Genomic DNA, 24,322 nt, shown 5'->3' on the forward strand with positions numbered 1-24,322 from the left:
GAAACCGGCTATGCTCTGGACAAAATAGGAAACATAAGTGGATTTTCATTACATTTGTTGGGATGCTTAGTCATATAAAACAGCGTAGTATCTTCCTGCTTCAGCACAGAAATTTCGCAGCCGTCCTGTTCTTTTGGTGTAAAGCCAAAAACAACCTTTTTCGTATCTTTTTTCATGACTACCCCTAGAATTTCATCTAAAGAAATGTCGCCCGCTCCAAAAATATCGTAACAATTCATCGTATCCCCTTCGAAATCTGCAACAACAATCGTCTCGTATTGAGGTATGTGCCAGAACTTGTCTTTAAAAAATAAGGTACTATAAAATAAAACCAACCACTCATTGTTTTCCGCAGAAAAAAGTGAATACGGATTGAAGTCAGCACTCTTCATCTTCAACAACTGCAAATCCGACATTTCTTCTGTATTCAATTTCTCGATCCTTATGTCCAAGCTGTTAGGTGCCTTCCGGCTATATTGATACTCGGGTGCCGAAGCGAAGCCGAATTTAGGATAAAAATCCCTCACACTATCATTTCCAAACAGATAGATACCATCACAATTGCCATGCCAATCTTTCAGCGCTTGCTCTACTAAAAACCGACTCAAACCTTGATTCCTGTAGTTTGCATCCGTCATTACAGTCCCGATCTGAATATATTTTTTCTTCTCGCGTGATACATCAAAATCCATTAGACTTACAGATACATTGGCCACAACACAATCCGCATCCAAAAGGACATAAGGAATATATCTATCCTCCCAATCCCCCAATTGATACCAGGCTTCAAAATCAAAGCCAAAACTCTGTTTTGCTAATTCATTAAAACTTGTTTTTATTTTGTGATCATCACGGATGCCCTTTTGGAATACATATTCCTTCTGATTTATAACTATATGCATCTCTATTTCTCCATTCAAAAGACTCAAGCTATATCACGATGAGACGATACCTTTCGATTACGCGCCAACATGGCAAGCCATGCCGCTACAATACTAACAAGGGTCAGCATGTAGGTAAAGACACATACTTGCGGTACATCATCCGTTAGTGTTCTGGGAAGATAAGGGTATATGCCAAAGGTATAATCCATCGTATCATTTAACAAGGTCCACAGTGCGGCTAAGCATAAAGCAATCCATTTGCAGGTAAAAAAACGTACAAACAGTAACGCTTCGACCGCCATTGCTGTGTGAGATGCCATCAGCATCCAATCCTGCCATACCATAGGTCCCCCCTGCGCAACTCCCCACAAAATAATAGCCGAAGCCCAAAAGCCATACTTTACACTCGTGACGACAGCCAACGCTTCCATAATCTGGAGAATAACCTTCAAGCTTTTGAGATGCGGAGGATAGAGCAAAAATGCTATGGAAATTGTAAAAAATAGGCTGGCTGTCGGACTATCAGGCACAAATACAATCTGCCACATCGGGTGATAATTCAGTGTATATTCCAGCTGTCCTCCATACCATATGTATCCATACACCGTTCCAACTAAATTACACCAGAACAGCAGCCACAAAAAGGGCCGGCTCGTCAAGAACGACCGGCTCCACAAATAAGATAACGACACGCCCTTCATCCTCCGTTCATACGACAGATACCTTGCACAGGCACTATCTTACAAAGACTATATCATATCCAAGCGTATCAAAAAAACCTGACCGCCGTTACGGGTCAGGTTTGATGATATAATCTCAAACTGGCGCTTGGCCATTTATGACCAACTTAAGCTTACCAAAAGCGTTCTAACTCATTGCTTTCAGCTCATCCGTAAGATGACGAAAAGCTACTTCATCTCCGGAGGCTAACGCCTCATCAATATCCTTGTAAAGTTTTTCACTCCGGTGTTTACGTAATGCCTCGTCCAAAACCATTTCAGCAGACAGGCCCAACATTACCTCATAAGTAACCTTCATTTTATCCATAGGATGCACCTCCAACATGAGTTTAAGAGATCCTATATTCTTTTCCTTTCGCCACATAGCTGAGTGTCGTTCGTGACATCCGCTGCAAATCTGCATCTGTCAATTCGCGCACCACTTTGGCAGGTGTACCGATAGAAAGAGTATAGGGTGGTATTTTGGTATTTTCCGTAACGACCGACCCTGCTCCTATTAAAGCATATTCACCAAGCTCCGCTCCGTTGAGTACAATGGCCCCCATACCAATTAAAGTGCCTTTGCCTATCGTACAACCGTGGATAATGGCAGCATGTCCTACCGAAACATCATTCGCCAGCAGCAGGGGCTGATCCGTGTTCACATGTCCCACGACGCCGTCCTGAATATTGCAGCGTTCACCGATGATGATAGGCGCCATATCCCCGCGCAGTACGGCATTAAACCATACGGAGGACTCTTGGCCGATCGTTACTTTTCCGACAACTTTTGCTCCTTCTGCCACATAGACAGATGAATGGAGCTGTGGCATGTTTCCGTTGTAGTGAATGAGCATCAACTTCACCCTCTCATATTTTGGGTGAAATTCTATCAACATGTGTACTGCTTGTCAATGGAGCCGTATACCCGAGTCGTTTCGCCCAAGGCGGCACTCTCCCGCCAACTTCTGCCCCCAGGCCGTCATTTGTACAGAAGGTCCTGTTGAATGCTCACCTTGTCGAAGCATACCCAAGTGAAGCATCATTCGTATAATCCTCTGATCAAAGACCGAACGGGGGGTATCATAGTAAAACGGTCGGATCAGTGGACCAATATGCACAAAAAGCGACTCCGAGGATGTCCATGGCCTGGCACATTCTCCAATCCAATAGACTAGTGAAAGCAGATTGGGTACGGCTCCTTTATACAATCTTAACCAAAACCTGAATAGCTGTATCATTTCATCCTCAATTGCAAGTTCCTGTTGTGCTTCCCCTTTTGCGGTCAGCTCAACCCGGTCTCCCTTCTCCTCAATATACTTGGAGTGACGGGCGTAATCGTACAGTAATGCCATTCGATCCGGATAAAACTTAAAAGAGGAACCATAGCCAAAACGCCATCCTCCTTTACCCAACAACGGCTCCGCAATGTGCAAATGCTCCATTAGCTGCTGCTGATTGCGACGGTACCAAGCTCCTTCAGGATTAAGCAGAACCTCATGCTGTCTCATATATTGAAGGAAAAGCCGTAAATCCTCCGCCAGTAGATGACCTTCATCCCGGTACGACGACGGTTCGCTTACCCGAGTCATCCCGTTTTGAAAGTCATGTACCATAACACGCCGGAAGCGCTCTTTCATATCCGACGGAATTTGGTACAAATACCTCGTATTGTGCGTCGAACCGTTGAACAACCAGCCGCTAGAACGCAGACGGGTCACAATATCTCGTGGTCGCTCACCAGCATCCTCGTCATTCTCAACCGACTGTTTGGCAATCGCAATCAATTCCTCCATACTGAAATAAGGTCGGTCATCGAACAATAGCGCGTTCAAAAACCTTACCTCTGACAACCTCAGCTCCTTGACCTGCGTCTCAAAGAAACTACTACTGCCGAGCTTTGTCAAAATCCCTTGGATCAACTCATGCTTGGAATTAGGTTTGCAGTCACAATCGTAATACACTGCGATTCTGTTCAAATGCACAATATCCGCAAATGTCAGCATATCCGCCAGATTCATTGTTCCATCGCCTCGTCACTGGACTGTCATCCGGAAATGATTCTTACCTGTTGTACCCACAGCTTTGACGGAATCTTCAGACTCTAAACCTCTTTTTTCGCAAAGGTATAATTAAAAAACAAAAAGACCACGACTCTATGATGAATAGAAGCCGTGATCTTTCACAAATTATTTAAGTTGCAGCTACTTTTTCTCTTGCAAATGCTTTGTACAATTATACAAAAGCGGTTCCCAGTCCGCATCCTCACGCTGGAGTACACTTAGTGACAAATTACCAATTCGCTCTGTGAATTTCTCCTGATACAGAGCCTTATACAAATTAGCCAAAAAACCGCCGTGGGAAACGACCAGCAGATTCTTGTCCCGATTTTCCGTCCAAAGAGCCTCCATAAAAGCTAGCGCGCGAAGCTGAAGATCTGCATCGCTCTCCTGCCCCAAATCCAGCAGATGCCAGTCAACTCCCCACTTTTCTTCGCGTTCGGCCTGTGTCATCCCCTCGACCTGACCATAAGCACGCTCTCTTAGTCGATCATCAGGTTCCAGCAACGGCAAATGCAGAGCAGAGGCAATAATATCCCCCGTCTCTTTCGCTCTGGAGAGACTACTTGTAATAAGTCCGTCCCAATGATAAGGCTCTTCCTTCAATCGTTCTGCCAGCAAGCGTGCCTGCCGACGTCCTTCATCATTCAACGGAATATCACTGTGGCCCTGGATTTTACCTACCGCATTCCAATCCGTCAATCCATGTCTGATCAAGCCAATAAGCATTATGTTAGTCCCCCGCTGTTGTGTTATTCAGGCATTATAATGAATTTTATATGGAGCCCATCTGCCAGCTAATTTCTAACTCTTCTCGTCCGATGGATCCAGCCCAGAGAAAATAAAGCAAGCGCAAGTGCCAATACAGACAGCAACATCCAGTATTGCGGGTAAGTAGGAACAATGCTTGCAACCAGCGGATCCATAATGCCACTGTTCACATCTTTAATGTGGTATTGATACTGTGGAGATGTACTTGTAGTTTCCAGCAGGCCTGTCGGTAAAATACCCGTGTCCATGACAGGAGCCGCTTGGGGGGGATTTTCCTGAGAGGAGCTTCCATTCCAGTTCAAAAATAAAAAGCTGCACAAAAATACGGCCAAGAAGCCGGCGATCCATACAGACATATACTTACGGGCTGCTGGGTTCACTCGCGCACGTCGATGCTCGCCCGGAACAAGCCACGGTGATTCTTCATAAATTCGATCCATGACTCTACGATTCATTGCCTCTAGCTTATCATCTGTTATTTCAAAGGAAATATCACGAATAGCTGATCGACTTTCTTTTGACAAATTCCAATCATTCTCTTCCGAACCATGCTCCCACCCGGCAGACGAGCTTTTGGCCCGTCTGCGCTCCGAGTCTTGTTTCGATACATTTTTGCCTGTAGCGAACAAATCCTCAGCGTCCCTGGATTTCATTGGCTGCTCATCCCTTCGTTTTCCTCATAGAGAGGCTCAAAAAAATAAGGCTCCAACTGCGTCTTCACACTGGTTCTTGCCCGGAAAAGCAATGACTTCACCGCACTGACCGTCTGTCCTAAAATAGTCGCAATCTCCTGATAATCTAATTGCTCATATTCACGCAAAATCAGCGCAGATCGCTGCTTCTCAGGCAATCTGTTGATTGCTTCACGAACCATCTCTACCTTCTCACCGCGAAGAACAGCCTGCTCCGGAATCACATCCGATGGAGCTACCGGTACATAACCGCTCTCTTCCAATGGAACCTGACCACTACGGTGCTTGCGAAGCTCGCTTAGCACCGTATTACGTGCAATTGTATATAGCCAAGTGGAGAACGATGCATCTACCTCGCGAAAAGAATGCAGGCTCCGATACGCTTTATAAAACGTCTCCGAGCATAAGTCTTCAGCAATCATTTCCAGGTTCGAACTTTTCAGCATATGATAAACAAAAGCTAAAATTTTACGTTGGTGTCGCCTCATTAATTCTGAATAAACCTCGACATTACCTTGTTTGATTTCCTGAATCATCTGGGAATCTGTCATCATCCGAGTGAGACCCTCCTCGCCCATACATGTGCTGTTTTCCCGTTCGATTCTGTCTATATATACCGAACAGGTCAAAAAAAGTTGCGCCCTCTGCGCAAATGGATGAAACAGCATCATGGAACATTTGTTATTTTCTTACCCTATGTAGTGCCAACATTAACGGTGCTATCCCCAACAATATTCAATATCCAAAATGGACTTACCCATTGTACCACAAAATGGCCGCCAGTAAAAAAGTCCAAAATCCCCACGATTTCCATCGAAGGCTCCCTAACGCTGGCAGCTAATTCATTTAAACAGCTTTTCAATGGATTTTAAGTTTATTCAAGATAAATGACAAACCCAATGAAAGTGTTCCATATAAAGCACCAATAAGGATAATTACACAAAAAAGAAAACGCTTTAAAAAAATATTGACAAAATGAAAACGTATACATATAATAAAAGTACAGTATGGTTTCTCTCCACTCCTATCCTACTCAGCTACTTTACTGAAAGTAGCTACCACCCGGGGCTTTACCCGGGTGGTCTTTTTTTGTTTTCCAATACTCCTCTTTACCTTACTCACCTACCCATATGTGGGTTGATAAAATACATCAATAATTTACTAATTATTTGATTATCCTATTGAAACACATTATTATATAATAAATTTTTTTCAATAGGTAGGGGGCAGGTAATGAATAATAAGTGGAACAAGGCTGTATATAAGATTTGGTCTCCAATTTATGATAAGTTTTTCAATTCAGGCAGCTTCCTCAATTCTAGAAAGATCATATTTCAAGAAAAGTCATTTAATAGCGAGCAAAAAATACTTTTTGTAGGTGTAGGAACTGGAGCAGATTTAGAATTAATAAATCACTACGGGCTGGATATTACTGCCATAGATTATTCACCTGAAATGCTTAACAAAGCAAAAGAGAAATTTATTAACACCTCCATAAAATTCTTAGTAATGGATGCTCAACAAATGAATTTTATGGATGAGCAATTTGATATAGTAGTAGGAAGTTTAATTCTCTCAGTAGTACCTAACGCAAATAAATGCTTCGATGAGATGGTGCGGGTTTTGAAAAAGGACGGGGAAATTATTATTTTCGATAAGTTTTCTCCTAAAGGAAAAAAGCCCTCATTATTCAAAAAAACGATAAGACCCGTTATTAAGGTGTTAGGAACCGATATAGGGTTGAATTTTGAAGAACTGTTTGAAACCCAAAAAACAAAACTGCGTATCAAAGAGGATGCACCTATAATGTTTAACGGTATGTATAGAAAGATAGTAATTACGAAATAAGGCGTAGCTTCACCCCCTCTTCAAGTACAAAAAAGCGAGCGAAGAGAACCTTCGCCCGCTTTAGATCTTTTCTTACTACTCACTCCCAGAAAGTGTGGTCCTTTTATGGCGGCTGTAGCGTAGAGGTTCATTTGAATCTGGAGAAGCGTAGCGTTCGCCTTTGCCTGCGGATTTTCACCTTTGAACATATAATCAGAAAATCCGCAGGCAACAGCGATCATAAGATCAAATGAATCGCGGAGCGGAGCACCTCTTTAACGAATACTCATTCCACTCCACCCTTCACACCACCACTTTATAGCCCATCGAATCCAGCAAGGTTTTGGCACGTTCCCAATCCTGCTCTTGACGGAAGGAAAGCCGCATGATGCCAGGAACATCCTCCCGGCTTTCAATGATTCGCATATTGCTCAGATTAATGCTGTGATTTCCCAGTTCCATTGCAATTCTTCCGATAATCCCTGGGGTATCCGGTACATCAATATACAGATCAAACGTAGAGACAATAACTCCTTTACGACGCTCTGGCAGTTCACTACGGAAATGCCCAGCTGTCAAAAATTCGTCAGCAATTCCCTCTCCGTCCTGTGTTCTCAGCAAGTGAGTAAAACGCTCAATCTGCCCATTCCACTCTTCCAACAGACCCAGTAAAACATCACGATTACTCAGCAAAATGTCCCGCCACACAACCGGATCACTAGAGGCTATCCGTGTAATATCACGAAACCCACCAGCAGCCAATGTACGGTACAACGGATTTTCATCATTGTGCTTTCGCACCTGATTCACCAGCGCTGCTGCAATAATATGCGGAAGATGACTAATCGCACCGACAATATCATCATGCATATCAGGTTGGACACGCACAACATGAGCACCTGTATATTTCAACAAATGCTCCAGCGAGCTGTATGCTTCCTCAGGCACACCCTCTGCAGGGGAAAGTACATAATATGCGTTTTCAAACAACAACGCAGAAGCGGCCTTGACACCGGAACGCTCCGAGCCGGCCATCGGATGCCCCCCGATAAAATAAGCGTTGCGCAAAGAAATTTCTGATGCTTTTTTGGTAATCGCCGATTTCGTGCTGCCTACGTCGGTAATAATACAACCCGCTTTAAGCGGTAGCTGACTTAACAACTCGAGATAATGCTCCAGTAAACCAACCGGTACGCATAAAAAAATAAAATCGGCATCCTTTGCCGCCTCTTCAACCGAAAGAGTCGCAGTGTCTACGACACCACGGCTTAACATCGGTTTTATCAGTTCAGGGAGATGAGCGTGGCCGACTACAGTAATATCCGGTTTCCCTTTAAAACAAAGTGCGAGGGACCCGCCAATCAGTCCCACGCCGAAAATAGCAATCTTCATCTAATATCAAATCCCATCTGCGGAAATTATAGGCGTACTTTCGCCGCTTCCGCCCCTAGGACCTGTTCCAGCGCGCGAATAAACAACTCATTTTGCGGCTGTGATCCAACCGACACCCTAATATAAGTCGGATATTTGTGATGACCTGCGCGAATGATCACACCTTTACGAAGCAACTCCTGAAATACCTCACCGGATGGACGACGTACATCCAGCATAATAAAATTGCCATGTGCCGGGAAAGACTCCAAACCCAGACGTTTCAACTCATTTTGCAAATAAGCTCTACCCTCTGCATTACGATCTCGGCATTCCTGAACAAATTCCTGATCTTCCAAGGCAGCAATGGCTGCAGCCTGCGCTACCCGTGAAGTATTAAATGGCTCCCGAACCTGATTGATCAAGCGAATGGTTGACTCGGCCCCCATACCATATCCGATACGTAGCGAAGCCAGACCATAGATTTTGGAGAAGGTACGTAGTACAACCAAATTTTCATAAGCTGACAACAAGCGAATGCCGTCTGGATACGAACGATCTATTACAAACTCAGCGTAGGCTTCATCCAGCACCACCATGATATGCTTGGGTACTTGGTTCAGAAACGCTATCAACTCGGCTTCGGGTACAATCGTTCCTGTTGGGTTATTTGGATTACAGATCCAAATAATTTTTGTACGGTCATTGATATGAGATAGCATGGCATCCAAATCATGTACACCGTCACGCAAAGGCACCTCAACTGCAACTGCTCCCTCAATTTCCACGTTACTTTTATATACGGAAAATGTCTGATCAGCCATGATGCTTTCTTCCCCTGGAAGGAGAAATGCACGCGTAATCAACGCAATAATTTCGTCAGAGCCACAGCCATAGATAAACTGTTCTTCTTTTAAACCCGTCCGTTTAGCTAGTGCTTGTGTCAGAGCAACTGCACTTCCGTCAGGATACACACTGATGTTAGCAAACTCCTGCTGAATGGCCTGCAACACTTTAGGAGAACTGCCATACGGATTCTCGTTTGAGGCGAGCTTGATTACTTCATCGAGTCCCAGCTCACGTTTCACATCCTCAATCGGTTTACCGGGCTGATATACTGGCAAATGTACAATATGCGGTTTAGGTTGCATGCCCCTACCTCCTCTATCCAATCAGAACTATATTTAAAATTTCTATTTTGACCCTATTACTGCTTTAATTGTGCCACAAAATCACGAATTTGCAAAAGCCCTTCTTCTCTGCGTGCAGAATCCTCCAGCAATGGAATGGCTTCCTCCACCTGGCGCACAATGGCACTGCCAACCACAACTCCATCGCAAATGTCTGAAAACCGGACAACCTGCTCACGATTTGAAATACCAAAGCCTATCGCCACCGGAACACTGGTATGCCGTTTGACCTGCGCGATAAAGCCCTCTATACCTTCAAAAAAAGAAGCTCTTTCTCCGGTTACACCCAGCGAAGATACACAGTATACAAATCCACGGGCCTGACGGGCAATTCGTTCGATACGCTGTTCAGACGTTGGGGCTACCAGCGGGATCAGATGCACACCCACCTCTGCTGCACGTCCTCCCAGCTCTTCTGCTTCTTCAAGTGGAAGATCCGGAATAATAAGACCACTGATACCGTGCTCCTGCAAGCCAGCAAAGAAAGAATCCATTCCCATCTGCAATACAGGATTATAATATGTGAACAGAATAAAAGGCAGGTTTGAACCTGCCGCTCTAGCCAGAGACGCGGTCTCCATACAGGTGCGGATCGAAATTTGCCGTTTCAATGCACGTTCAGACGCACGCTGAATCACAGGACCGTCAGCCAACGGATCCGAATAAGGTACGCCTAGTTCCAATATATCGGCTCCGGCCGACTCTAACTGCCGAATGATCTCTATCGTAGTATCTACGTCCGGGTCGCCTACCGTCAGAAAAGGAATTAATGCCGTTTTGCCTTCATTTTTAAGGCGTTCAAACGCCTGATCAATTAAATTCATAACGGATTTCCCCCTAAATACTTGATAATGGAGTCCACATCTTTATCCCCGCGCCCAGACAAACAAATAACGATAATATCATCTGCGGTCAACGTAGGTGCCAGCTTGGCGACCTGTGCAACGGCATGCGCCGACTCTAATGCAGGAAGTATTCCTTCGGTACGGCAAAGGAGCTGAAGTGCATCTAGTGCTTCCTGATCGGTAATCGGAACATATTTGGCCCGCTCAATATCTTTTAGGTATGAATGCTCCGGTCCAACACCTGGATAATCCAGTCCAGCCGAGATGGAATGCGCAGGCTGCACTTGTCCGTACTCATCCTGAAGCAGATAACTCATAGAGCCTTGGAAGACCCCTTGTGTTCCCTTGCTCATGGTAGCTGCATGGAATTCCGTCTCGACGCCTTTTCCAGCAGCCTCCACGCCAATCAAAGCGACACCCTGATCCTCTATAAAAGGATAAAACATGCCGATAGCATTGCTTCCACCACCGATCGCTGCCACGACTACATCCGGAAGTCTACCTTCCTTCTCCAAGATCTGACGGCGTGTTTCATCGCCTATCACACGTTGGAAGTCCCGCACCATCATCGGATACGGATGTGGGCCGACAGCCGAACCCAAAATATAGAACGTATCATGGACGTGGCTCACCCAATAACGCAAAGCTTCATTCCCGGCATCCTTCAGTGTACGCGTACCGGATGTCACCGGAATCACTTCTGCACCCAAAAGCTGCATCCGAAATACATTCAACTGCTGGCGAACTGTATCCTCTTCCCCCATAAACACCTTGCATTCCAATCCGAGCAATGCAGCCACAGTAGCCGTCGCAACACCATGCTGTCCAGCACCTGTTTCGGCAATAACCTTCTGCTTACCCATACGCTTCGCCAGCAATCCCTGGGCCAATGCATTATTAATTTTATGGGCGCCAGTATGGTTTAAATCTTCGCGCTTCAAGTAAATTTTAGCCCCGCCCAGATGTTGACTCAGTCGCTCCGCATGATAAAGCGGCGTTTCCCGACCCGAATAGTCTTTTAGAAGTCCGTTCAACTCTGCTTTAAATTCAGGATCATCCGCATACTTTCGGTAGGATTCCTCCAATTCAATCAGTGCGTTCATCAACGTTTCCGGTACATAACGTCCGCCAAAAGTTCCAAAACGTCCGTTGTTATCAGGTAATTGTGTCATGCCTGCTTCACCCTTTCTACGAATGCTGTGATTTTTGCAATGTCCTTGACTCCGTTCGTCTCTACACCGCTGGACACATCCAGCCCTTCGGGATGATACTCGTTAATCAGCTTTTCTGCGTTATCGGCAGTCAGTCCCCCGGCTACAAACAAAGGAATTCCATGTTGGTGAGTCCAAGCCTGATAGGCAGGAATCCGATCCCACGCAAACGTTTTTCCAGAACCGCCACCATACAGGGGATCGTATGTATCCAACAGTAAAGCATCGATCGTTCCGACATAAGCCTCCAATTCGTCCGCTCGGTATTCGATCTTCCCCTTCACGGTCTGCCCTTGGCTATCCACAGACCAGGCCTTGAATACTTGCATGCCAAAACGTTCCTTAAGCTCCCGACAACGCTGCGGACTCTCCTGTCCATGCAGCTGGATGACATCCAATGGTGCTTTCTCCATCACATCGTTTAACAGTGCGTCACTAGGGTTCACAAATACGCCCACGCTACGAGGTCTGCTGCCTGGAGTCCATTCATCCAATACGCGAAGCAACTCTCCAGCATGTGCGCCGTCAATCCGGCGCTTGCTGTCAGCAAACACAAAACCTATATAATCGACCGGTAAGTTTACCATAGATTTTAGCACTTCAACGCTTTGAAGTCCACAAATTTTTACGCCCGTTTTGTTCATGCTTTAACCCCGTCCATCAATTCGGCTACAGCCTGTCCTACATCTTCCTTACGCATCAAATGCTCCCCTACCAGAATGCCGTGCGCACCTACCGAATGCAGATACTTCACATCTTCCGGTCCTGCAATGCCGCTTTCGCTGATGAATGTAACCCCTTTAGGGATCAGTGAGATCAGCTCCTCTGTCGTCTGGAGACGGGTCTCAAATGTCCGAAGATTACGATTGTTCACACCAATTAAGGTTGCTGTCCCAAGATCCAGCACTGTTTTAAGTTCCTCACTGTCATGAACCTCTACCAATGCATCCAGCCCAAGATCCTTGGCGATTTGTAAGAATGACCCTAATACATGGGGTTCCAAGATAGCCGCAATCAACAGTACCGCATCTGCTCCTAACAGACGAGCTTCATATATTTGCCGTTCATCAATGATAAAATCTTTTCGCAGCAGCGGAATTTTCACCTGATCGCGAATTTGCTGCAAATATTCAGGACTTCCCTGAAAATACGTCACATCTGTCAGTACAGAAATGCAATCGGCTCCTGCCCCCTCATATGCACGTGCGATATCCACCGGATGAAAATCAGGTCGAATCAACCCTTTTGACGGGGAAGCCTTCTTCACTTCAGCAATCAGCCCGAGCGGACGGTTGCGTCCGCTCGCGAGCGCATTTTCGAATCCTCTCGTCACAGGTAAATCCGCAATTAAGCGTTCGGCTTTATTAATTTGAAAATGCTGCTTCAGCTGCTCCACTTCTTGTCGCTTCGTCACCACGATTTTATCAAGATACATATTGATATTCCCCCGTTGCCTGTATTAATTGATCCAGCTTGGAAAGTGCCAGTCCGGAGTCAATGGCTTCTGCTGCTCGCGCTACTCCGTCTGTCAAGCTAGCTGCTGCGCCTGAGACATAAATACATGCTCCTGCGTTCGCTAGCACAACATCACGATAGGCTCCATGCTCTCCGTTCAAAATTCTTCGTATGATATCTGCGTTAACCTGTGCATCGCCACCTAACACCTGATCTAGAGAATGTGTCTGCAAGCCCAGATCGGACGGATGAAGCTCGAACGTATGAACCTTGCCGTCCTTGAGCTCAGATACTCGCGTCGCAGCCGAGATACTAATTTCATCTAGTCCATCCAAACTGCTGACAACCATGGCTCGTTTGGAGCCGAGCTGGTTCAATACCTCGGCAATCACTTCCGTTTTGCCGGCATCATAAATGCCCAACAGCTGTCGATCCGCACCAGCCGGATTCGTCAATGGACCGAGCATATTGAATACTGTCCGCACACCTAGCTCGCGACGCGGCGCTGCGGCATGCTTCATAGACGGATGATACAGCTGTGCGAATAAAAAGCAAATGCCAATGCGGTCCAGACACGATCGCGCCTGATCACTTGTCAAATGAATGTTGACTCCGAGTGCCTCCAGGACATCAGCGCTTCCGGCACGGCCACTTGCAGAACGGTTGCCATGCTTTGCTACCCGTACGGAAACCGAAGCCGCGATAATAGCAGATATCGTGGAAATATTAAACTTGTGAATACCCGAACCCCCGGTGCCGCATGTATCCAGTAGACGACTGTTCCCTTCTCCAGCTTGCACTGGACTAGCGTAATTGCGCATTGCTTCGGCAAAACCGGTAATTTCATCTACCGTCTCTCCCTTGAGGCGAAGAGCCGTCAGGAGCCCGCCGATTTGCGCCTGTGTAGCACTCCCACTCATAATCTGTTCCATCACGCTACGGGCCTCCGTACGCGAAAGATGCTGTCCCTCAATGATCCGGCTTAACCCTACTTGCATCATGTCATGTCGTTCCATTGTCGTCTCCTCCTCAGAATCAGATTTTGGTGTGTTACGGAGTGTACAAATAATCTTGGTTGATGACGCTGTTGTAAGGCTGTGTCGTTGCTGGGAACATCGCTTCCGCCGTGCGGATTGCTTTCAGCAGTGCCTTCGCTTTGTTCACTGTCTCCTGATACTCGCTTTCCGGTACCGAGTCCCACACAATCCCAGCCCCTGCCTGGACATAGGCCCGGTTCTTTTTAAACACAATTGTGCGAATCGTAATGCAAGCATCCATATTGCCTGAGAAGCCCAAATATCCAATTGCTCCTGCATAGGTTCCGCGTGCTTCCCGTTCCAGCTCGGCAATAATCTCCATGGCCCGTAGCTTTGGAGCTCCTGATACGGTGCCGGCAGGCAGGCAAGACAGGAAAGCATCGAAGAAATCTTTGTCCTCACGCAGCTCACCCGACACATTCGATACAATGTGCATCACGTGGGAATAGCGTTCAATCTCCATGAACGTATCACATTTTACGGTGCCAAACTGGGATACACGGCCCAGATCATTTCTTCCCAAATCGACCAGCATCAGATGCTCTGCACGTTCTTTTTCATCCTTCAACAATTCTTCAGCAAGTGCCGCATCTTCTGTTTCCGTTACACCACGCGGTCTCGTTCCTGCAATCGGCCGGGTCTCTACGCGGCCGTTTTCCACCTTGACGAGTGCCTCCGGCGAAGTGCCTACGATGATCTCGTCATCCATTTTCAAATAATACATATATGGCGACGGGTTCATCGTGCGCAGCACGCGGTATACCTGTAGTGGAGAGGCCTCTGTATCAATGTGAAAACGCTGGGACAGTACAACCTGAAAAATATCACCTGAGCGGATATACTCCTTTGCCTGCTCCACGTTTGATATAAACTGTTCCTTCGTCACATTGGATTGAATCTCACCCAGTTCCACATCATCAGGAATGGAAGCTGATCCTAATCGCTCCGGTGGGGACTGCTTGCGCAGATACTGCGCCGTGTTCTCCAACTTGCGTTCCACATCTGCATAAGCAGCACGTATGTCCTCCTCGCGGAACCCTTCACCTATATGAACATTGCCAACCAGCAAAATTTGCTGTTTCACATGATCAAAGACAATGACTTGATCACAGAACATAAAACGAATATCATCCATATTCAAATCATCTACCGAATGCTCCGGCAGCTTTTCGTAATATTGAAGAAGGTCATATCCAAAAAATCCGATAGCCCCGCCTGTAAACGGAGGCATTTCTTTCAGTTTCGGACTACGGTATTTACGAAGCAATGCTTTGAGCGCTTCAATCGGCTTGTCGCTTAATATTTGCCGTTTACCGTGCTGTTCCAGAATCAATCGACCTTTTTTACCTGAGACCATTAGAAACGGGTCTGTTCCGATGAAGGAATGTCGTGCCCACTGCTCGCCTCCCTCTACACTCTCCAGCAGAAAGGCACGGTCCCGCTCAGCATACCGACGGAATATCCGAATCGGCGTCTCCATATCAGCCAGCACTTTTTTGTACACAGGAATCAGGTTAAATTCATTCGCCATCGCTATCACTTGCTCCACATGCGGCGTTAACATGAGATCACTTCCTTTCCAAATTGGCGCAGAACCCAATGGAGAGAATAAAAAAGCCTCTACCCGTAAGGTAGAGGCTGTCAGTTATTGAAATTATAAGAATGCTCCATATGTAAAATGATTACAGCAAATAGACAAAAGCATATACTCATCCCTTTGCATAACCACGCAGGTTACCTCAAATAAGCTTCTCTTTAGAAGAAAGTCTCTTCATGGACAAAAGCTTACCCGCTACCGCCGGTCTCTGTAATCTCATATGGAATTGGCTAAGGCTACACTCTTCTCATCTCAACTCTGCTCTGGCTAACTCTACTCTACTCAACTCTGCTACACACACTATATCTCATAGAATGTTACTTTGGCAACCATCAACTTTAAAAACGGGCGCTTATTTCCCTTGGGAAGCCAGATCCGGTCTTAACATCTGTGCTCCGTTCAAATATACATGTTTCATTTCACGCTGAGATTTATCAGTATTCACCTGTACCATCAAACGGATGCACTTGGGCAAGCTGCCAGCCACAGGAATTTCTAATGCACACATGAGTGGAACCATATCCCAGCCGTCAAGCTGACGGATGGCCATGGCTGGAAAGGCAGCATCCAGGTCATGCGTCACCGTTATCCATACATTACTAATATCGTCTGGCTGAATTTCATTGTAGGATACAATTTCCTCCAGCAGTTGGCTTGTTGCTTCCAAAATTTCGTTTGCTTCATTATTTGCAACGGTCGTCGCGCCACGAATACCACGATTGTACATCGTTACGCCTCCTCTTTTAACTGTTCAATGACTTCCCGGATGTAAGAGACGGAAATATCCTTCACAACCTCCACACGCCCAATACTGCGTGGGACAACGAAAGTAATGCTGCCTTCCTTGAACTTTTTGTCATGCATCATCGCTTCAAGCAGTCGATCTGTATCGAGATGTGATGGAAGAGAAGTCGGTAAGCGCAGCGAAGACAGCATCTCCTTCGTTTCGTTTACCAAAGAAGGATCTGCCCCCAGCTTCACACCCAGAAGTGCGGAGCCGACCATACCAATAGAAATGGCTTCCCCGTGTAAAAACTCACCATATCCCGCAATCGCTTCAATCGCATGACCAATCGTATGACCTAAGTTTAGAATAGCGCGCAAATCGTTTTCTCGTTCATCGCGCGATACGACTTCAGCTTTAATGGAACATCCCTTTTCCAGTCCATACTCCAGTGTCGCCGCATCCAGTGCGAGCAAATCCGTCGCATGCTCACGGCACCACTGAGCGAAATCGGCATCCCAGATCAAGCCATGCTTGATCATTTCAGCTAGTCCCGCAGATACCTCGCGAGGAGGTAATGTTGACAACGTATCTACGTCATACAGTACGAGTTCCGGTTGGTGGAAGGCTCCTATCATATTTTTTGCCAAAGGATGATTGATGCCGACCTTACCGCCCACGCTGCTGTCATGAGCAAGGATTGTAGTTGGAACCTGTACGAACTTGATGCCTCTCATAAAAGATGCCGCCACAAATCCAGCCAAATCACCCACCACACCACCACCAAGAGCGATAACGGCTGAATTCCGATCCAGGCCGCCCTCAATGGCTGCTGTTATAACCTGCTCAAATACAGCAAGCGACTTGGATGTTTCACCTGGTTTAACGACAAATGATACCGTTTTGTATCCCGACTCCTGAAGATTGCTCTCCAATGCTGCCAGGTAAAATCCCGCTACATTTTCGTCTGAAACAATCAATAATGGGCTTTTTTGTGCAATTCCTCGTTCCTTCAACGACTCTCCGGCCTGATGCAACAATCCACGTCCGATATGAATAGGATAAGAACGTTCGCCAAGCTGTACCGTCAGCGTACTCATCTTAGTACTGCTCCAATTGTTGTTCATAGGATGCAATATTCGCGCGGATTTCTTCGATCGAATCCCCGCCGAATTTCTCTAGTAAAGCTTTGGCTATCTCCCAAGCTACTACATGCTCCATGACTACGCTTGCCGCTGGTACCGCACATGCATCCGAACGCTCAACCTGTGCAGTGAATGCTTCCTTCGTATCAATGTCGACGCTTTGCAGCGGCTTATAGAGTGTAGGGATTGGCTTCATTACGCCACGAACCACCACGGGCATTCCGTTGGTCATGCCACCCTCAAAACCACCCAAACGATTCGTACGACGATGATACCCACGTTCCTCATCATACAGAATCTCATCATGCACCTGTGAACCGCGTAATTCTCCTGCTTCAAACCCGATGCCGATTTCCACACCTTTAAATGCATTGATCGACATGACTCCTTGTGCGATACGCGCATCCAGCTTCCGATCATACTGTACATGACTGCCTAGACCAATCGGAACACCTTCCACGATACATTCCACTACCCCACCGACGGAGTCACCTTCTTGCTTGATCAGGTCAATATATGCTTCCATTTTCTTCTCCGTTTCCGGATCGGTTACTCTCACCGAAGAAGCTTCTGTTATAGCAATCAGTTCATCAATCGGCAAATCGCGATAAGGAGCTTCGATTTCACCAATACGGATGACCTGACCTGCCACCTTGATTCCGAACTCAGCCAACAATTGACGAGCCAAACCGCCACATGCCACACGAATTGCTGTTTCACGTGCACTGGAGCGTTCCAACACGTTACGAAGATCCTTCAGGTTGTATTTCATTCCGCCATTCAAATCCGCATGGCCCGGACGTGGCCGATGAACCCGACGCTTCTCTTCATCACTGCCTTCAATAGGCTCAATATTCATAATATTCTGCCAGTGCTTCCAATCGTTATTTTCCACAACTAGCGCAATTGGTGCACCTGTGGTATATCCGTGACGTACGCCACCAGCAATCTTCGCCGTATCTTTTTCAATCTGCATACGCCGCCCCCGTCCATATCCTTTCTGACGACGGTGCAACTGAAAATTCAATTCCTCAAAATCCAATTTTAAATTACTCGGCATACCCTCTACAATGGCAGTTAGCTGGGGACCATGCGTTTCCCCCGCGGTTAAATAACGTAAACTCATGACGCGTTCCCCCTTTAAACTGTTAAACTGTGCATCGCTAAAATCTTTAACTGTGCTTCATTATAGTATACGCACCTTTCTTTGACAAGAAAAGCCACGTGTGAGGCAGATAAACAAAAAAACACGTCCCTCAGCTAGAAGAGCTAAAGGACGTGCGCTGTTGATAAGCCAGCCATCCATTACTTAAGGATACAAATAAGTTCCTACGAAACGATGGATGATATGTACAGGCTTATGCTTTTTTGCGATAAAAAAAGGTTTCAGTCGATTCCAGCCCGTATTGGTTAGGAGAAAAGATTTGCTCGGTACTGCCGACAAATAGAACACCGCCGGGACGAAGGCTGGCAGCAAACTTTTGATATAACGCATGTTTGGCCTCTTCTGTAAAATAAATCATAACATTTCGACAGATAATGAGATCATACCCATCCTCAAATCGATCCAGCAGCAAGTTTTGCTTTTGAAATTTCACAGCCTGTTTTAAACGGTCATCAATCCGATACATGGCACCATCTGGTTTAAAATATTTGCTAGCTACCTGCTCAGGCACATCCTTGAGCGAACGCTCCAAATATTTACCTTCCTTGGCTTTAGCCAATGCGCCATCATCAATATCGGAAGCTGTAATGGAGCAATTCCCCAAAATTCCTTTACCGTCGAGAACCATTGCTAGGCTATAAGGCTCTTCACCAGTCGAGCAGGCCGCACTCCACAGCTTAAGCTTCTGCTTTCCCACAAGCAACTGTGGCAAAATGATGTCCCGTAGCACTTCCCAACGATTGGGATTTCGCCAAAACTCGGAAACATTGATCGTCATACGATCCAGAAATTCATAGAATAGAGGTTTTTCCTTCATCATGGCATCATAAAAAGAAACAAAACTGGGAAACCCGTTTTTGTTGCGAAGCGTCGTTAACCGCCTTTTCATCTGTGCTTCTTTGTATTGTGCAAGATCAATACCTGTGCTGTCCTTGATTTTGCGGATAAACGCTGTGTAATCGGGGTCCGTCTGACCCAGTTCCAGATCTGTCATGCTACCATCCTTCTTCATACGTAATTAAACTTACACCCAGGTCGCTACCGTTTTTTCATACCGAACTAATTCTTCCGGTGTGAAAAAATTTGCAATCTCGCGTTCTGCGCTCTCCGGTGAATCTGAACCATGAATGAGGTTAAACGGTGTATGTGCAGCAAAGTCTCCACGAATGGTGCCCGGAAGAGCCTCTGTTACTTGTGTTTTACCAATCAGCAAGCGGGAAAGCGTAACAATGTTATCCCCTTCCCAAACCATGGCAAATACAGGACCTGATGTGATAAAGCCTACAAGCTCTTCAAAAAAAGGCTTGCCCACATGCTCCGCATAATGCCGTTCTGCTTGTTCTCTAGATACCTGAACAAGCTTGCCAGCCGCCATTTTGAAGCCCTTGTCTTCCAAACGACTGACAATACGCCCCATCAGTCCGCGTTGTACACCATCCGGTTTAACCATCAAAAACGTACGATCCATCGGCTCACTCCCAATCCAATCTAATGTATTTATACAGTACTAATCTGTATTGTAACAGAAAGATTGGAAACGGTTAAAGTATTTTGTCACAGCAAACCTAAAATACAACTTTAGTAGGAGCGGCGTGTTACAAAATGAGCAATATCGCGCAGCGTCTTTTTTGTTTTGACATCTGGTAGTAAGTCCAGCGCGTTCAGCGCTTTATTAATATATCGGTCGGCGAGAATTTCAGCTTTAGTGATTCCTTCACTTTTTTTGATCATATCCACCGCTTTACGGGTGTCTCCTTGCCCGTCCCCATCCTGAATCCGCCGGATTTCAGCCAGCAGATCATCCCGCAGTTCGGGTTGTTCAAGCGCATAAATGACCGGAAGCGTAATATTGCCCTGTCTCATATCGCTGCCTGGCGGCTTGCCGATCTTTTTTTCTGTCCCACACAGATCAAGCAAATCATCCTGAATTTGAAAAGCCATACCTACGTTATAGCCATAGGTGTACAACAGAGAGTTGACTCTTTCCCGTGCTCCTGCAGCCATAGCTCCCAATTGGCAACTAACTGCAATCAACAATGCCGTTTTGCGCCGTATGCGCAGCAAATAATTGCGCACACTCTGATCCACATTAAAAAAATCACGTATTTGTTCCATTTCACCAATTGACATCTGTACCAACGCCTTAGACAGCACCCGGTGAATATCGGGATTCGGCAGTCCAGCAGCAATAGATAGTGCGCGTGCATATATGTAGTCCCCGGTGTACATAGCCACCCGATTGTCCCATTTGGACTTCACGGTGGGTTGGCCGCGTCTCATTTCCGCATCATCAATCACGTCGTCGTGAACGAGAGAGGCAGAATGAATCAGTTCCAGAGGTACCGCTATGCGCTTGAGCTTGTCCAGATCATATTCTCCAAACTTGCCTCCCAGCAATACAAACACGGGACGCAAACGCTTGCCCCCTGCTTTAAGCAGATGAAGCGACGTATCATTAATCAACGGCTCCCTACTGTCAATGCTGCGGTACAGCTCTTCTTCTATGAAGTTCATATCCTTTTTTAATAAACCGAACAAATCCAATCGTTTCATTCTTTCACCCGTGTCAGCGTATTGTCACTCCAGAGAAGCGGCTTCACTCGTCGGTCAAGCAGCCCCAGTTCATATGCATACTGAAAATAAAGCTCTAAACCTTGTTGTTGCTTCTCTCCAAAATCATAACACAGATTCGTAAAGTAGCGCTCCCAATAATCTTCCGAACCTCCAATTTCCTTGCAAGCTTCAGAAATAACAGGTGCCAGGTCAGACAGACTACGCTGCTTGCTTACGCGGAACGCACTCGCAATTTCAGCCACCGTAGCGGGATTCTGAGCAGCAACAGCACGTCGAACTGCCCATACAGCAAATGTCATGCTGTAGCCCGTCCAGCGTTTCCACTCTTCCCCAAGGTCGGTTACATACAGGCCTTCACTTCGCCAGGACGCCTTGATCGCGTGATCTCCAATCAGCAGCCCTGCATCTGCCTGTTCCAACATCAAATCAAGATCTGGTTCACAGTCAAAGTAAGTAGGCTGGCCTTCCCATGCCTTTTGCATCAAAATTTTCAACAAGTTCACCGATGTTGCTGAAGTATTCGTCAGTGCAATGGTGCCGTTAATGATTTCATTTAGCGGCTTGCGTGAAAATAGTAAAATGGATTGGACTGGACCGTCTGCACTGACGGATAAATCCGGCAACAACAGCATTTCCTCAGCACCTGATGCATACGCAAAGGAGGACATCGCACTCATATCCAAACTCCCATTTAGCATGCCTCGATTCAATTCAGCCGGAACTTTGGAAACCATCTCCGCCGAATGGAGAAGCTCCGAAGGATTAAAGTAATGAAAAATAGGCCAAGCGTTTGTATATTTAATTTTTCCGATTGTGATTGTCTTGGTGTCCGGTATCGGCATCGGAATCCCCCCATCTCGTAAACAGTTGATGTTCTATACGCAAGCTGTCTAATACTTTGCCTACGAGGAACAGTACAATATCATCCAGCGTCTTTGGATGAAAATAAAAAGCTGGCATGGCCGGAATCATTTTGACGCCGAGTCTCGCAAGCTTAAGCATATTTTCCAGATGAATAGCATGCAATGGTGTCTCACGAGGCACAAGGATCAGCGGACGACCCTCCTTCATCATCACATCTGCTGCACGTGCCATGAGATTATCAGACGAACCGTGCGCTACCGCTGACAACGTCCCCATCGAGCATGGCATGATAATCATGGCATCGACCAAATAAGAGCCGCTTGCAATAGAAGCTCCAATATCTGTAAAGGGATGGTATACAAGAGAACCGGGACGGTCTCCGAATTGTTCATTCAAAGCTCCTTCCCGGTCAGTCACATTCCAGCCCAGCTCCTCTTTCAATACCCGCCAGCCAGCATTAGAAACAATCAGGTGAACTGTATACTGCAAGTCCAGCAGTGTCTCTACCAGTCGTACACCATAAATGCTTCCGCTCGCACCTGTAATGCCAATAACGATTCGTTTGCCTTGATGGTTGCTCACCTGATTATTCATTAGTATTGACGCACCACCAAATCAATCAGTGTAAAAGCAAATACGACAATGCTAAGTACACCGTTCATCGTAAAGAATGCCGTCTGCAAGCGACTTAGATCTTTTGGAGAAACGATATAGTGCTCATAAAATAAAATAATGTATGAAATAATCATGCCCGCCAGATACCACCAGCTCAAATCTGCAATAAAGAACAGCACAATAAATCCGATCGCCGTAATGACATGGAACACCCGGGCGATGTTCAGAGCACCTGCTACACCAAAACGGGCAGGAATAGAATAAACCCCTTCACTCTGGTCAAAATCAATATCTTGACAAGCATAAATAACATCAAATCCAGCGGTCCAAAATGCAATCGTGAGATAAAGTACGATAGCTGTCAAATCCATTTGTCCCGTTACTGCAACCCATGCGCCTAATGGTGCCAAACCAATGGTCAAACCGAGTACAATATGGCACAGCCAAGTAAAACGCTTGGTGTAAGAGTAAAAAACAAGCATAAAAAAGGCCAGCGGGAACAGCTTGAACGCCAGCGGACTTAACTTGAATGAGGCCCAGAATAACAACAACAAGCTAACGATGATGAAAATTACCACTTCGCTCGATTTGAGCAGCCCTGCCGGGATGGCGCGTCCTGCTGTACGCGGATTTTTCCCGTCAATTACACGGTCAATCATACGATTAAAGCCGAAGGCTGCGCTACGAGCGCCAACCATAGCCAACAAAATCCAACCGATCTGCGGCCATGAGGGAAGGTTGTCCGTCACGACAACTGACCCCAATACAGCCCCCATAAATGCAAATGGGAGCGCAAATAAGGTATGTTCAATTTTAATCATTTCCAAAAAAATAGCAATTTTCTTAAACATGCAGACTCTCCTTGATTCCAATATGCAATGCCGCAATGCCTCCGGTGAGAGAATGAGCCTGAACATCCTTTAATCCGACTTCACGAAAGATGTCAGCCAGTTCATCCCTTCCTGGAAAAAGCGCCAACGAATCAGGGAGCCATTTGTACTGCTCATAACGTTTGGCGAACAATTTGCCGAGCATGGGCAAGATGTGTTGAAAATATGCGTAGTAAATTCCCTTGAACGGCTGCCAAGTAGGTTTAGACAACTCCAGACATACGACCTGCCCACCAGGCTTAACGACTCGTTGCATTTCCTGCAACACGCGGCGCAGATCAGGCACGTTGCGAAGACCGAAACCAATCGTCGCATAATCAAATGAATTGTCTTCAAAAGGTAGATCCATCGCGTTGCCTTGAACAAGCTTGATTTGCTTTTCACGGGATTCTGATGTAATCTTTCGCTCGCCAACATTTAGCATGTTCTGGCTAAAATCCAGTCCTACGATGTGACCACTTTCACTTGCACGCGCCATCGCAAGCGTCCAGTCACATGTCCCACAACAAAGATCGATTGCCGTATCGCCGCGATGCATGTCCATCTTTTTCATTGTAAATTTCCGCCAAGCCTTATGTCTGCGAAAGCTCAGTATATCGTTCATCAAATCGTATTTACCGGCTATACTTTCAAACACGCCATGAACGAATTGCTCTTTCGGCTTGGTGTCGCTTGATCCCATGACG

Annotated in this window: 27 protein-coding genes; 1 reads left to right on the forward strand and 26 read right to left on the reverse strand. The window is 46.2% G+C overall.

The features are described 5' to 3' along the window. Positions 1-8 precede the first annotated feature (8 nt). The 8 genes from EGM68_RS14905 to EGM68_RS14940 all read right to left on the reverse strand — a co-directional run bounded on the left by EGM68_RS14905 (position 9) and on the right by EGM68_RS14940 (position 5,680). Complete coding sequence (locus EGM68_RS14905) at positions 9-920, reverse strand: GNAT family N-acetyltransferase (protein WP_235329930.1); 912 nt, start codon at positions 918-920, stop codon at positions 9-11. 5 nt (positions 921-925) lie between these two features. Further along, positions 926-1,576 (reverse strand): DUF1405 domain-containing protein, encoded by a 651-nt coding sequence (locus EGM68_RS14910; protein ID WP_064962990.1) that lies wholly within the window; start codon positions 1,574-1,576, stop codon positions 926-928. A 175-nt stretch (positions 1,577-1,751) separates the two neighbouring features. Then, positions 1,752-1,931, reverse strand: coding sequence for an IDEAL domain-containing protein (locus tag EGM68_RS14915; RefSeq protein ID WP_013371655.1), 180 nt, complete (start codon positions 1,929-1,931; stop codon positions 1,752-1,754). A gap of 22 nt (positions 1,932-1,953) precedes the next feature. Beyond that, positions 1,954-2,460 carry a gamma carbonic anhydrase family protein gene (locus EGM68_RS14920; protein WP_040103491.1) on the reverse strand — a complete coding sequence of 169 codons (507 nt, stop codon included), beginning with the start codon at positions 2,458-2,460 and terminating at the stop codon, positions 1,954-1,956. A gap of 54 nt (positions 2,461-2,514) precedes the next feature. Continuing rightward, complete coding sequence (locus EGM68_RS14925) at positions 2,515-3,624, reverse strand: hypothetical protein (protein WP_129549505.1); 1,110 nt, start codon at positions 3,622-3,624, stop codon at positions 2,515-2,517. 183 nt (positions 3,625-3,807) lie between these two features. Next, a complete protein-coding gene (locus tag EGM68_RS14930) occupies positions 3,808-4,392 on the reverse strand; it encodes a histidine phosphatase family protein (RefSeq protein WP_040103489.1) in 585 nt (194 codons plus the stop codon). Positions 4,393-4,460: 68 nt separating this feature from the next. After that, a complete protein-coding gene (locus EGM68_RS14935; RefSeq protein ID WP_013371659.1) occupies positions 4,461-5,087 on the reverse strand; it encodes a hypothetical protein in 627 nt (208 codons plus the stop codon). Next, a complete protein-coding gene (locus tag EGM68_RS14940; RefSeq protein WP_013310707.1) occupies positions 5,084-5,680 on the reverse strand; it encodes an RNA polymerase sigma factor in 597 nt (198 codons plus the stop codon). The genes EGM68_RS14935 and EGM68_RS14940 overlap by 4 nt, the downstream gene beginning before the upstream one ends. A 679-nt stretch (positions 5,681-6,359) precedes the next feature. On the opposite strand from EGM68_RS14940, the gene EGM68_RS14945 reads away from it, so the two are divergent. Next, positions 6,360-6,974, forward strand: coding sequence for a class I SAM-dependent methyltransferase (locus EGM68_RS14945; protein WP_040103488.1), 615 nt, complete (start codon positions 6,360-6,362; stop codon positions 6,972-6,974). Positions 6,975-7,256: 282 nt separating this feature from the next. Here EGM68_RS14945 and EGM68_RS14950 read toward each other — a convergent pair whose 3' ends face one another. From EGM68_RS14950 to EGM68_RS15035, 18 genes are all read right to left on the reverse strand, one after another. Beyond that, positions 7,257-8,345 carry a prephenate dehydrogenase gene (locus EGM68_RS14950; RefSeq protein ID WP_040103486.1) on the reverse strand — a complete coding sequence of 363 codons (1,089 nt, stop codon included), beginning with the start codon at positions 8,343-8,345 and terminating at the stop codon, positions 7,257-7,259. Between the two features lie 26 nt (positions 8,346-8,371). Beyond that, entirely contained in the window at positions 8,372-9,475 is a 1,104-nt protein-coding gene (gene hisC / locus EGM68_RS14955) for a histidinol-phosphate transaminase (RefSeq protein ID WP_016822198.1), read from the reverse strand. Between the two features lie 56 nt (positions 9,476-9,531). Beyond that, positions 9,532-10,338, reverse strand: a complete 807-nt coding sequence (gene trpA, locus EGM68_RS14960) for a tryptophan synthase subunit alpha (RefSeq protein ID WP_025675664.1) — start codon at positions 10,336-10,338, stop codon at positions 9,532-9,534. After that, a complete protein-coding gene (gene trpB / locus EGM68_RS14965) occupies positions 10,335-11,531 on the reverse strand; it encodes a tryptophan synthase subunit beta (protein WP_025675663.1) in 1,197 nt (398 codons plus the stop codon). The genes trpA and trpB overlap by 4 nt, the downstream gene beginning before the upstream one ends. Further along, complete coding sequence (locus tag EGM68_RS14970) at positions 11,528-12,214, reverse strand: phosphoribosylanthranilate isomerase (RefSeq protein WP_040103484.1); 687 nt, start codon at positions 12,212-12,214, stop codon at positions 11,528-11,530. Before EGM68_RS14970 ends, trpB begins: the two co-directional genes overlap by 4 nt. Beyond that, the gene (trpC, locus tag EGM68_RS14975) at positions 12,211-13,005 is read right to left on the reverse strand and encodes an indole-3-glycerol phosphate synthase TrpC (protein ID WP_040103483.1); all 795 of its coding nucleotides are present in this window, start codon (positions 13,003-13,005) and stop codon (positions 12,211-12,213) included. The genes EGM68_RS14970 and trpC overlap by 4 nt, the downstream gene beginning before the upstream one ends. Further along, positions 12,995-14,041 carry an anthranilate phosphoribosyltransferase gene (trpD, locus tag EGM68_RS14980; protein WP_129549506.1) on the reverse strand — a complete coding sequence of 349 codons (1,047 nt, stop codon included), beginning with the start codon at positions 14,039-14,041 and terminating at the stop codon, positions 12,995-12,997. The genes trpC and trpD overlap by 11 nt, the downstream gene beginning before the upstream one ends. 34 nt (positions 14,042-14,075) lie before the next feature. Continuing rightward, positions 14,076-15,626 (reverse strand): anthranilate synthase component I, encoded by a 1,551-nt coding sequence (gene trpE, locus EGM68_RS14985; protein WP_013371669.1) that lies wholly within the window; start codon positions 15,624-15,626, stop codon positions 14,076-14,078. Between the two features lie 385 nt (positions 15,627-16,011). Then, positions 16,012-16,386 (reverse strand): chorismate mutase, encoded by a 375-nt coding sequence (gene aroH / locus EGM68_RS14990; protein WP_013371670.1) that lies wholly within the window; start codon positions 16,384-16,386, stop codon positions 16,012-16,014. Positions 16,387-16,388: 2 nt separating this feature from the next. Beyond that, positions 16,389-17,483, reverse strand: a complete 1,095-nt coding sequence (aroB, locus tag EGM68_RS14995; protein WP_013371671.1) for a 3-dehydroquinate synthase — start codon at positions 17,481-17,483, stop codon at positions 16,389-16,391. A gap of 1 nt (position 17,484) precedes the next feature. After that, positions 17,485-18,654, reverse strand: coding sequence for a chorismate synthase (aroC, locus tag EGM68_RS15000; protein ID WP_025675657.1), 1,170 nt, complete (start codon positions 18,652-18,654; stop codon positions 17,485-17,487). Positions 18,655-18,886: 232 nt separating this feature from the next. Continuing rightward, positions 18,887-19,687, reverse strand: a complete 801-nt coding sequence (locus EGM68_RS15005; RefSeq protein ID WP_013371673.1) for a CheR family methyltransferase — start codon at positions 19,685-19,687, stop codon at positions 18,887-18,889. Between the two features lie 30 nt (positions 19,688-19,717). Then, the gene (gene ndk, locus EGM68_RS15010) at positions 19,718-20,161 is read right to left on the reverse strand and encodes a nucleoside-diphosphate kinase (protein WP_025675656.1); all 444 of its coding nucleotides are present in this window, start codon (positions 20,159-20,161) and stop codon (positions 19,718-19,720) included. 110 nt (positions 20,162-20,271) lie between these two features. Continuing rightward, the gene (locus tag EGM68_RS15015) at positions 20,272-21,246 is read right to left on the reverse strand and encodes a polyprenyl synthetase family protein (RefSeq protein WP_129549507.1); all 975 of its coding nucleotides are present in this window, start codon (positions 21,244-21,246) and stop codon (positions 20,272-20,274) included. Then, positions 21,243-22,109 carry a menaquinone biosynthetic enzyme MqnA/MqnD family protein gene (locus EGM68_RS15020; RefSeq protein ID WP_129549508.1) on the reverse strand — a complete coding sequence of 289 codons (867 nt, stop codon included), beginning with the start codon at positions 22,107-22,109 and terminating at the stop codon, positions 21,243-21,245. Before EGM68_RS15020 ends, EGM68_RS15015 begins: the two co-directional genes overlap by 4 nt. Further along, positions 22,066-22,725: a UbiX family flavin prenyltransferase gene (locus EGM68_RS15025; RefSeq protein ID WP_013371677.1), complete on the reverse strand. Its 660-nt coding sequence runs from the start codon at positions 22,723-22,725 to the stop codon at positions 22,066-22,068. The genes EGM68_RS15020 and EGM68_RS15025 overlap by 44 nt, the downstream gene beginning before the upstream one ends. Beyond that, positions 22,725-23,597, reverse strand: coding sequence for a UbiA-like polyprenyltransferase (locus EGM68_RS15030; protein ID WP_013371678.1), 873 nt, complete (start codon positions 23,595-23,597; stop codon positions 22,725-22,727). Before EGM68_RS15030 ends, EGM68_RS15025 begins: the two co-directional genes overlap by 1 nt. Next, complete coding sequence (locus tag EGM68_RS15035) at positions 23,590-24,318, reverse strand: demethylmenaquinone methyltransferase (protein ID WP_013371679.1); 729 nt, start codon at positions 24,316-24,318, stop codon at positions 23,590-23,592. Before EGM68_RS15035 ends, EGM68_RS15030 begins: the two co-directional genes overlap by 8 nt. Positions 24,319-24,322: the final 4 nt, after the last annotated feature.

Source organism: Paenibacillus sp. M-152, from assembly GCF_003856555.1.
GTDB lineage: Bacteria > Bacillota > Bacilli > Paenibacillales > Paenibacillaceae > Paenibacillus > Paenibacillus polymyxa_C.

Coding starts and splice junctions, on each gene's coding strand:
- EGM68_RS14915 (WP_013371655.1), bottom strand. CDS start 1,931: ATGGATAAAATGAAGGTTACTTATGAGGTAATGTTGGGCCTGTCTGCT.
- EGM68_RS14920 (WP_040103491.1), bottom strand. CDS start 2,460: ATGCTCATTCACTACAACGGAAACATGCCACAGCTCCATTCATCTGTC.
- EGM68_RS14925 (WP_129549505.1), bottom strand. CDS start 3,624: ATGAATCTGGCGGATATGCTGACATTTGCGGATATTGTGCATTTGAAC.
- EGM68_RS14930 (WP_040103489.1), bottom strand. CDS start 4,392: ATGCTTATTGGCTTGATCAGACATGGATTGACGGATTGGAATGCGGTA.
- EGM68_RS14935 (WP_013371659.1), bottom strand. CDS start 5,087: ATGAAATCCAGGGACGCTGAGGATTTGTTCGCTACAGGCAAAAATGTA.
- EGM68_RS14940 (WP_013310707.1), bottom strand. CDS start 5,680: ATGATGACAGATTCCCAGATGATTCAGGAAATCAAACAAGGTAATGTC.
- EGM68_RS14945 (WP_040103488.1), top strand. CDS start 6,360: ATGAATAATAAGTGGAACAAGGCTGTATATAAGATTTGGTCTCCAATT.
- EGM68_RS14950 (WP_040103486.1), bottom strand. CDS start 8,345: ATGAAGATTGCTATTTTCGGCGTGGGACTGATTGGCGGGTCCCTCGCA.
- hisC (WP_016822198.1), bottom strand. CDS start 9,475: ATGCAACCTAAACCGCATATTGTACATTTGCCAGTATATCAGCCCGGT.
- trpA (WP_025675664.1), bottom strand. CDS start 10,338: ATGAATTTAATTGATCAGGCGTTTGAACGCCTTAAAAATGAAGGCAAA.
- trpB (WP_025675663.1), bottom strand. CDS start 11,531: ATGACACAATTACCTGATAACAACGGACGTTTTGGAACTTTTGGCGGA.
- EGM68_RS14970 (WP_040103484.1), bottom strand. CDS start 12,214: ATGAACAAAACGGGCGTAAAAATTTGTGGACTTCAAAGCGTTGAAGTG.
- trpC (WP_040103483.1), bottom strand. CDS start 13,005: ATGTATCTTGATAAAATCGTGGTGACGAAGCGACAAGAAGTGGAGCAG.
- trpD (WP_129549506.1), bottom strand. CDS start 14,041: ATGGAACGACATGACATGATGCAAGTAGGGTTAAGCCGGATCATTGAG.
- trpE (WP_013371669.1), bottom strand. CDS start 15,626: ATGTTAACGCCGCATGTGGAGCAAGTGATAGCGATGGCGAATGAATTT.
- aroH (WP_013371670.1), bottom strand. CDS start 16,386: ATGTACAATCGTGGTATTCGTGGCGCGACGACCGTTGCAAATAATGAA.
- aroB (WP_013371671.1), bottom strand. CDS start 17,483: ATGAGTACGCTGACGGTACAGCTTGGCGAACGTTCTTATCCTATTCAT.
- aroC (WP_025675657.1), bottom strand. CDS start 18,654: ATGAGTTTACGTTATTTAACCGCGGGGGAAACGCATGGTCCCCAGCTA.
- EGM68_RS15005 (WP_013371673.1), bottom strand. CDS start 19,687: ATGACAGATCTGGAACTGGGTCAGACGGACCCCGATTACACAGCGTTT.
- ndk (WP_025675656.1), bottom strand. CDS start 20,161: ATGGATCGTACGTTTTTGATGGTTAAACCGGATGGTGTACAACGCGGA.
- EGM68_RS15015 (WP_129549507.1), bottom strand. CDS start 21,246: ATGAAACGATTGGATTTGTTCGGTTTATTAAAAAAGGATATGAACTTC.
- EGM68_RS15020 (WP_129549508.1), bottom strand. CDS start 22,109: ATGCCGATACCGGACACCAAGACAATCACAATCGGAAAAATTAAATAT.
- EGM68_RS15025 (WP_013371677.1), bottom strand. CDS start 22,725: ATGAATAATCAGGTGAGCAACCATCAAGGCAAACGAATCGTTATTGGC.
- EGM68_RS15030 (WP_013371678.1), bottom strand. CDS start 23,597: ATGTTTAAGAAAATTGCTATTTTTTTGGAAATGATTAAAATTGAACAT.
- EGM68_RS15035 (WP_013371679.1), bottom strand. CDS start 24,318: ATGGGATCAAGCGACACCAAGCCGAAAGAGCAATTCGTTCATGGCGTG.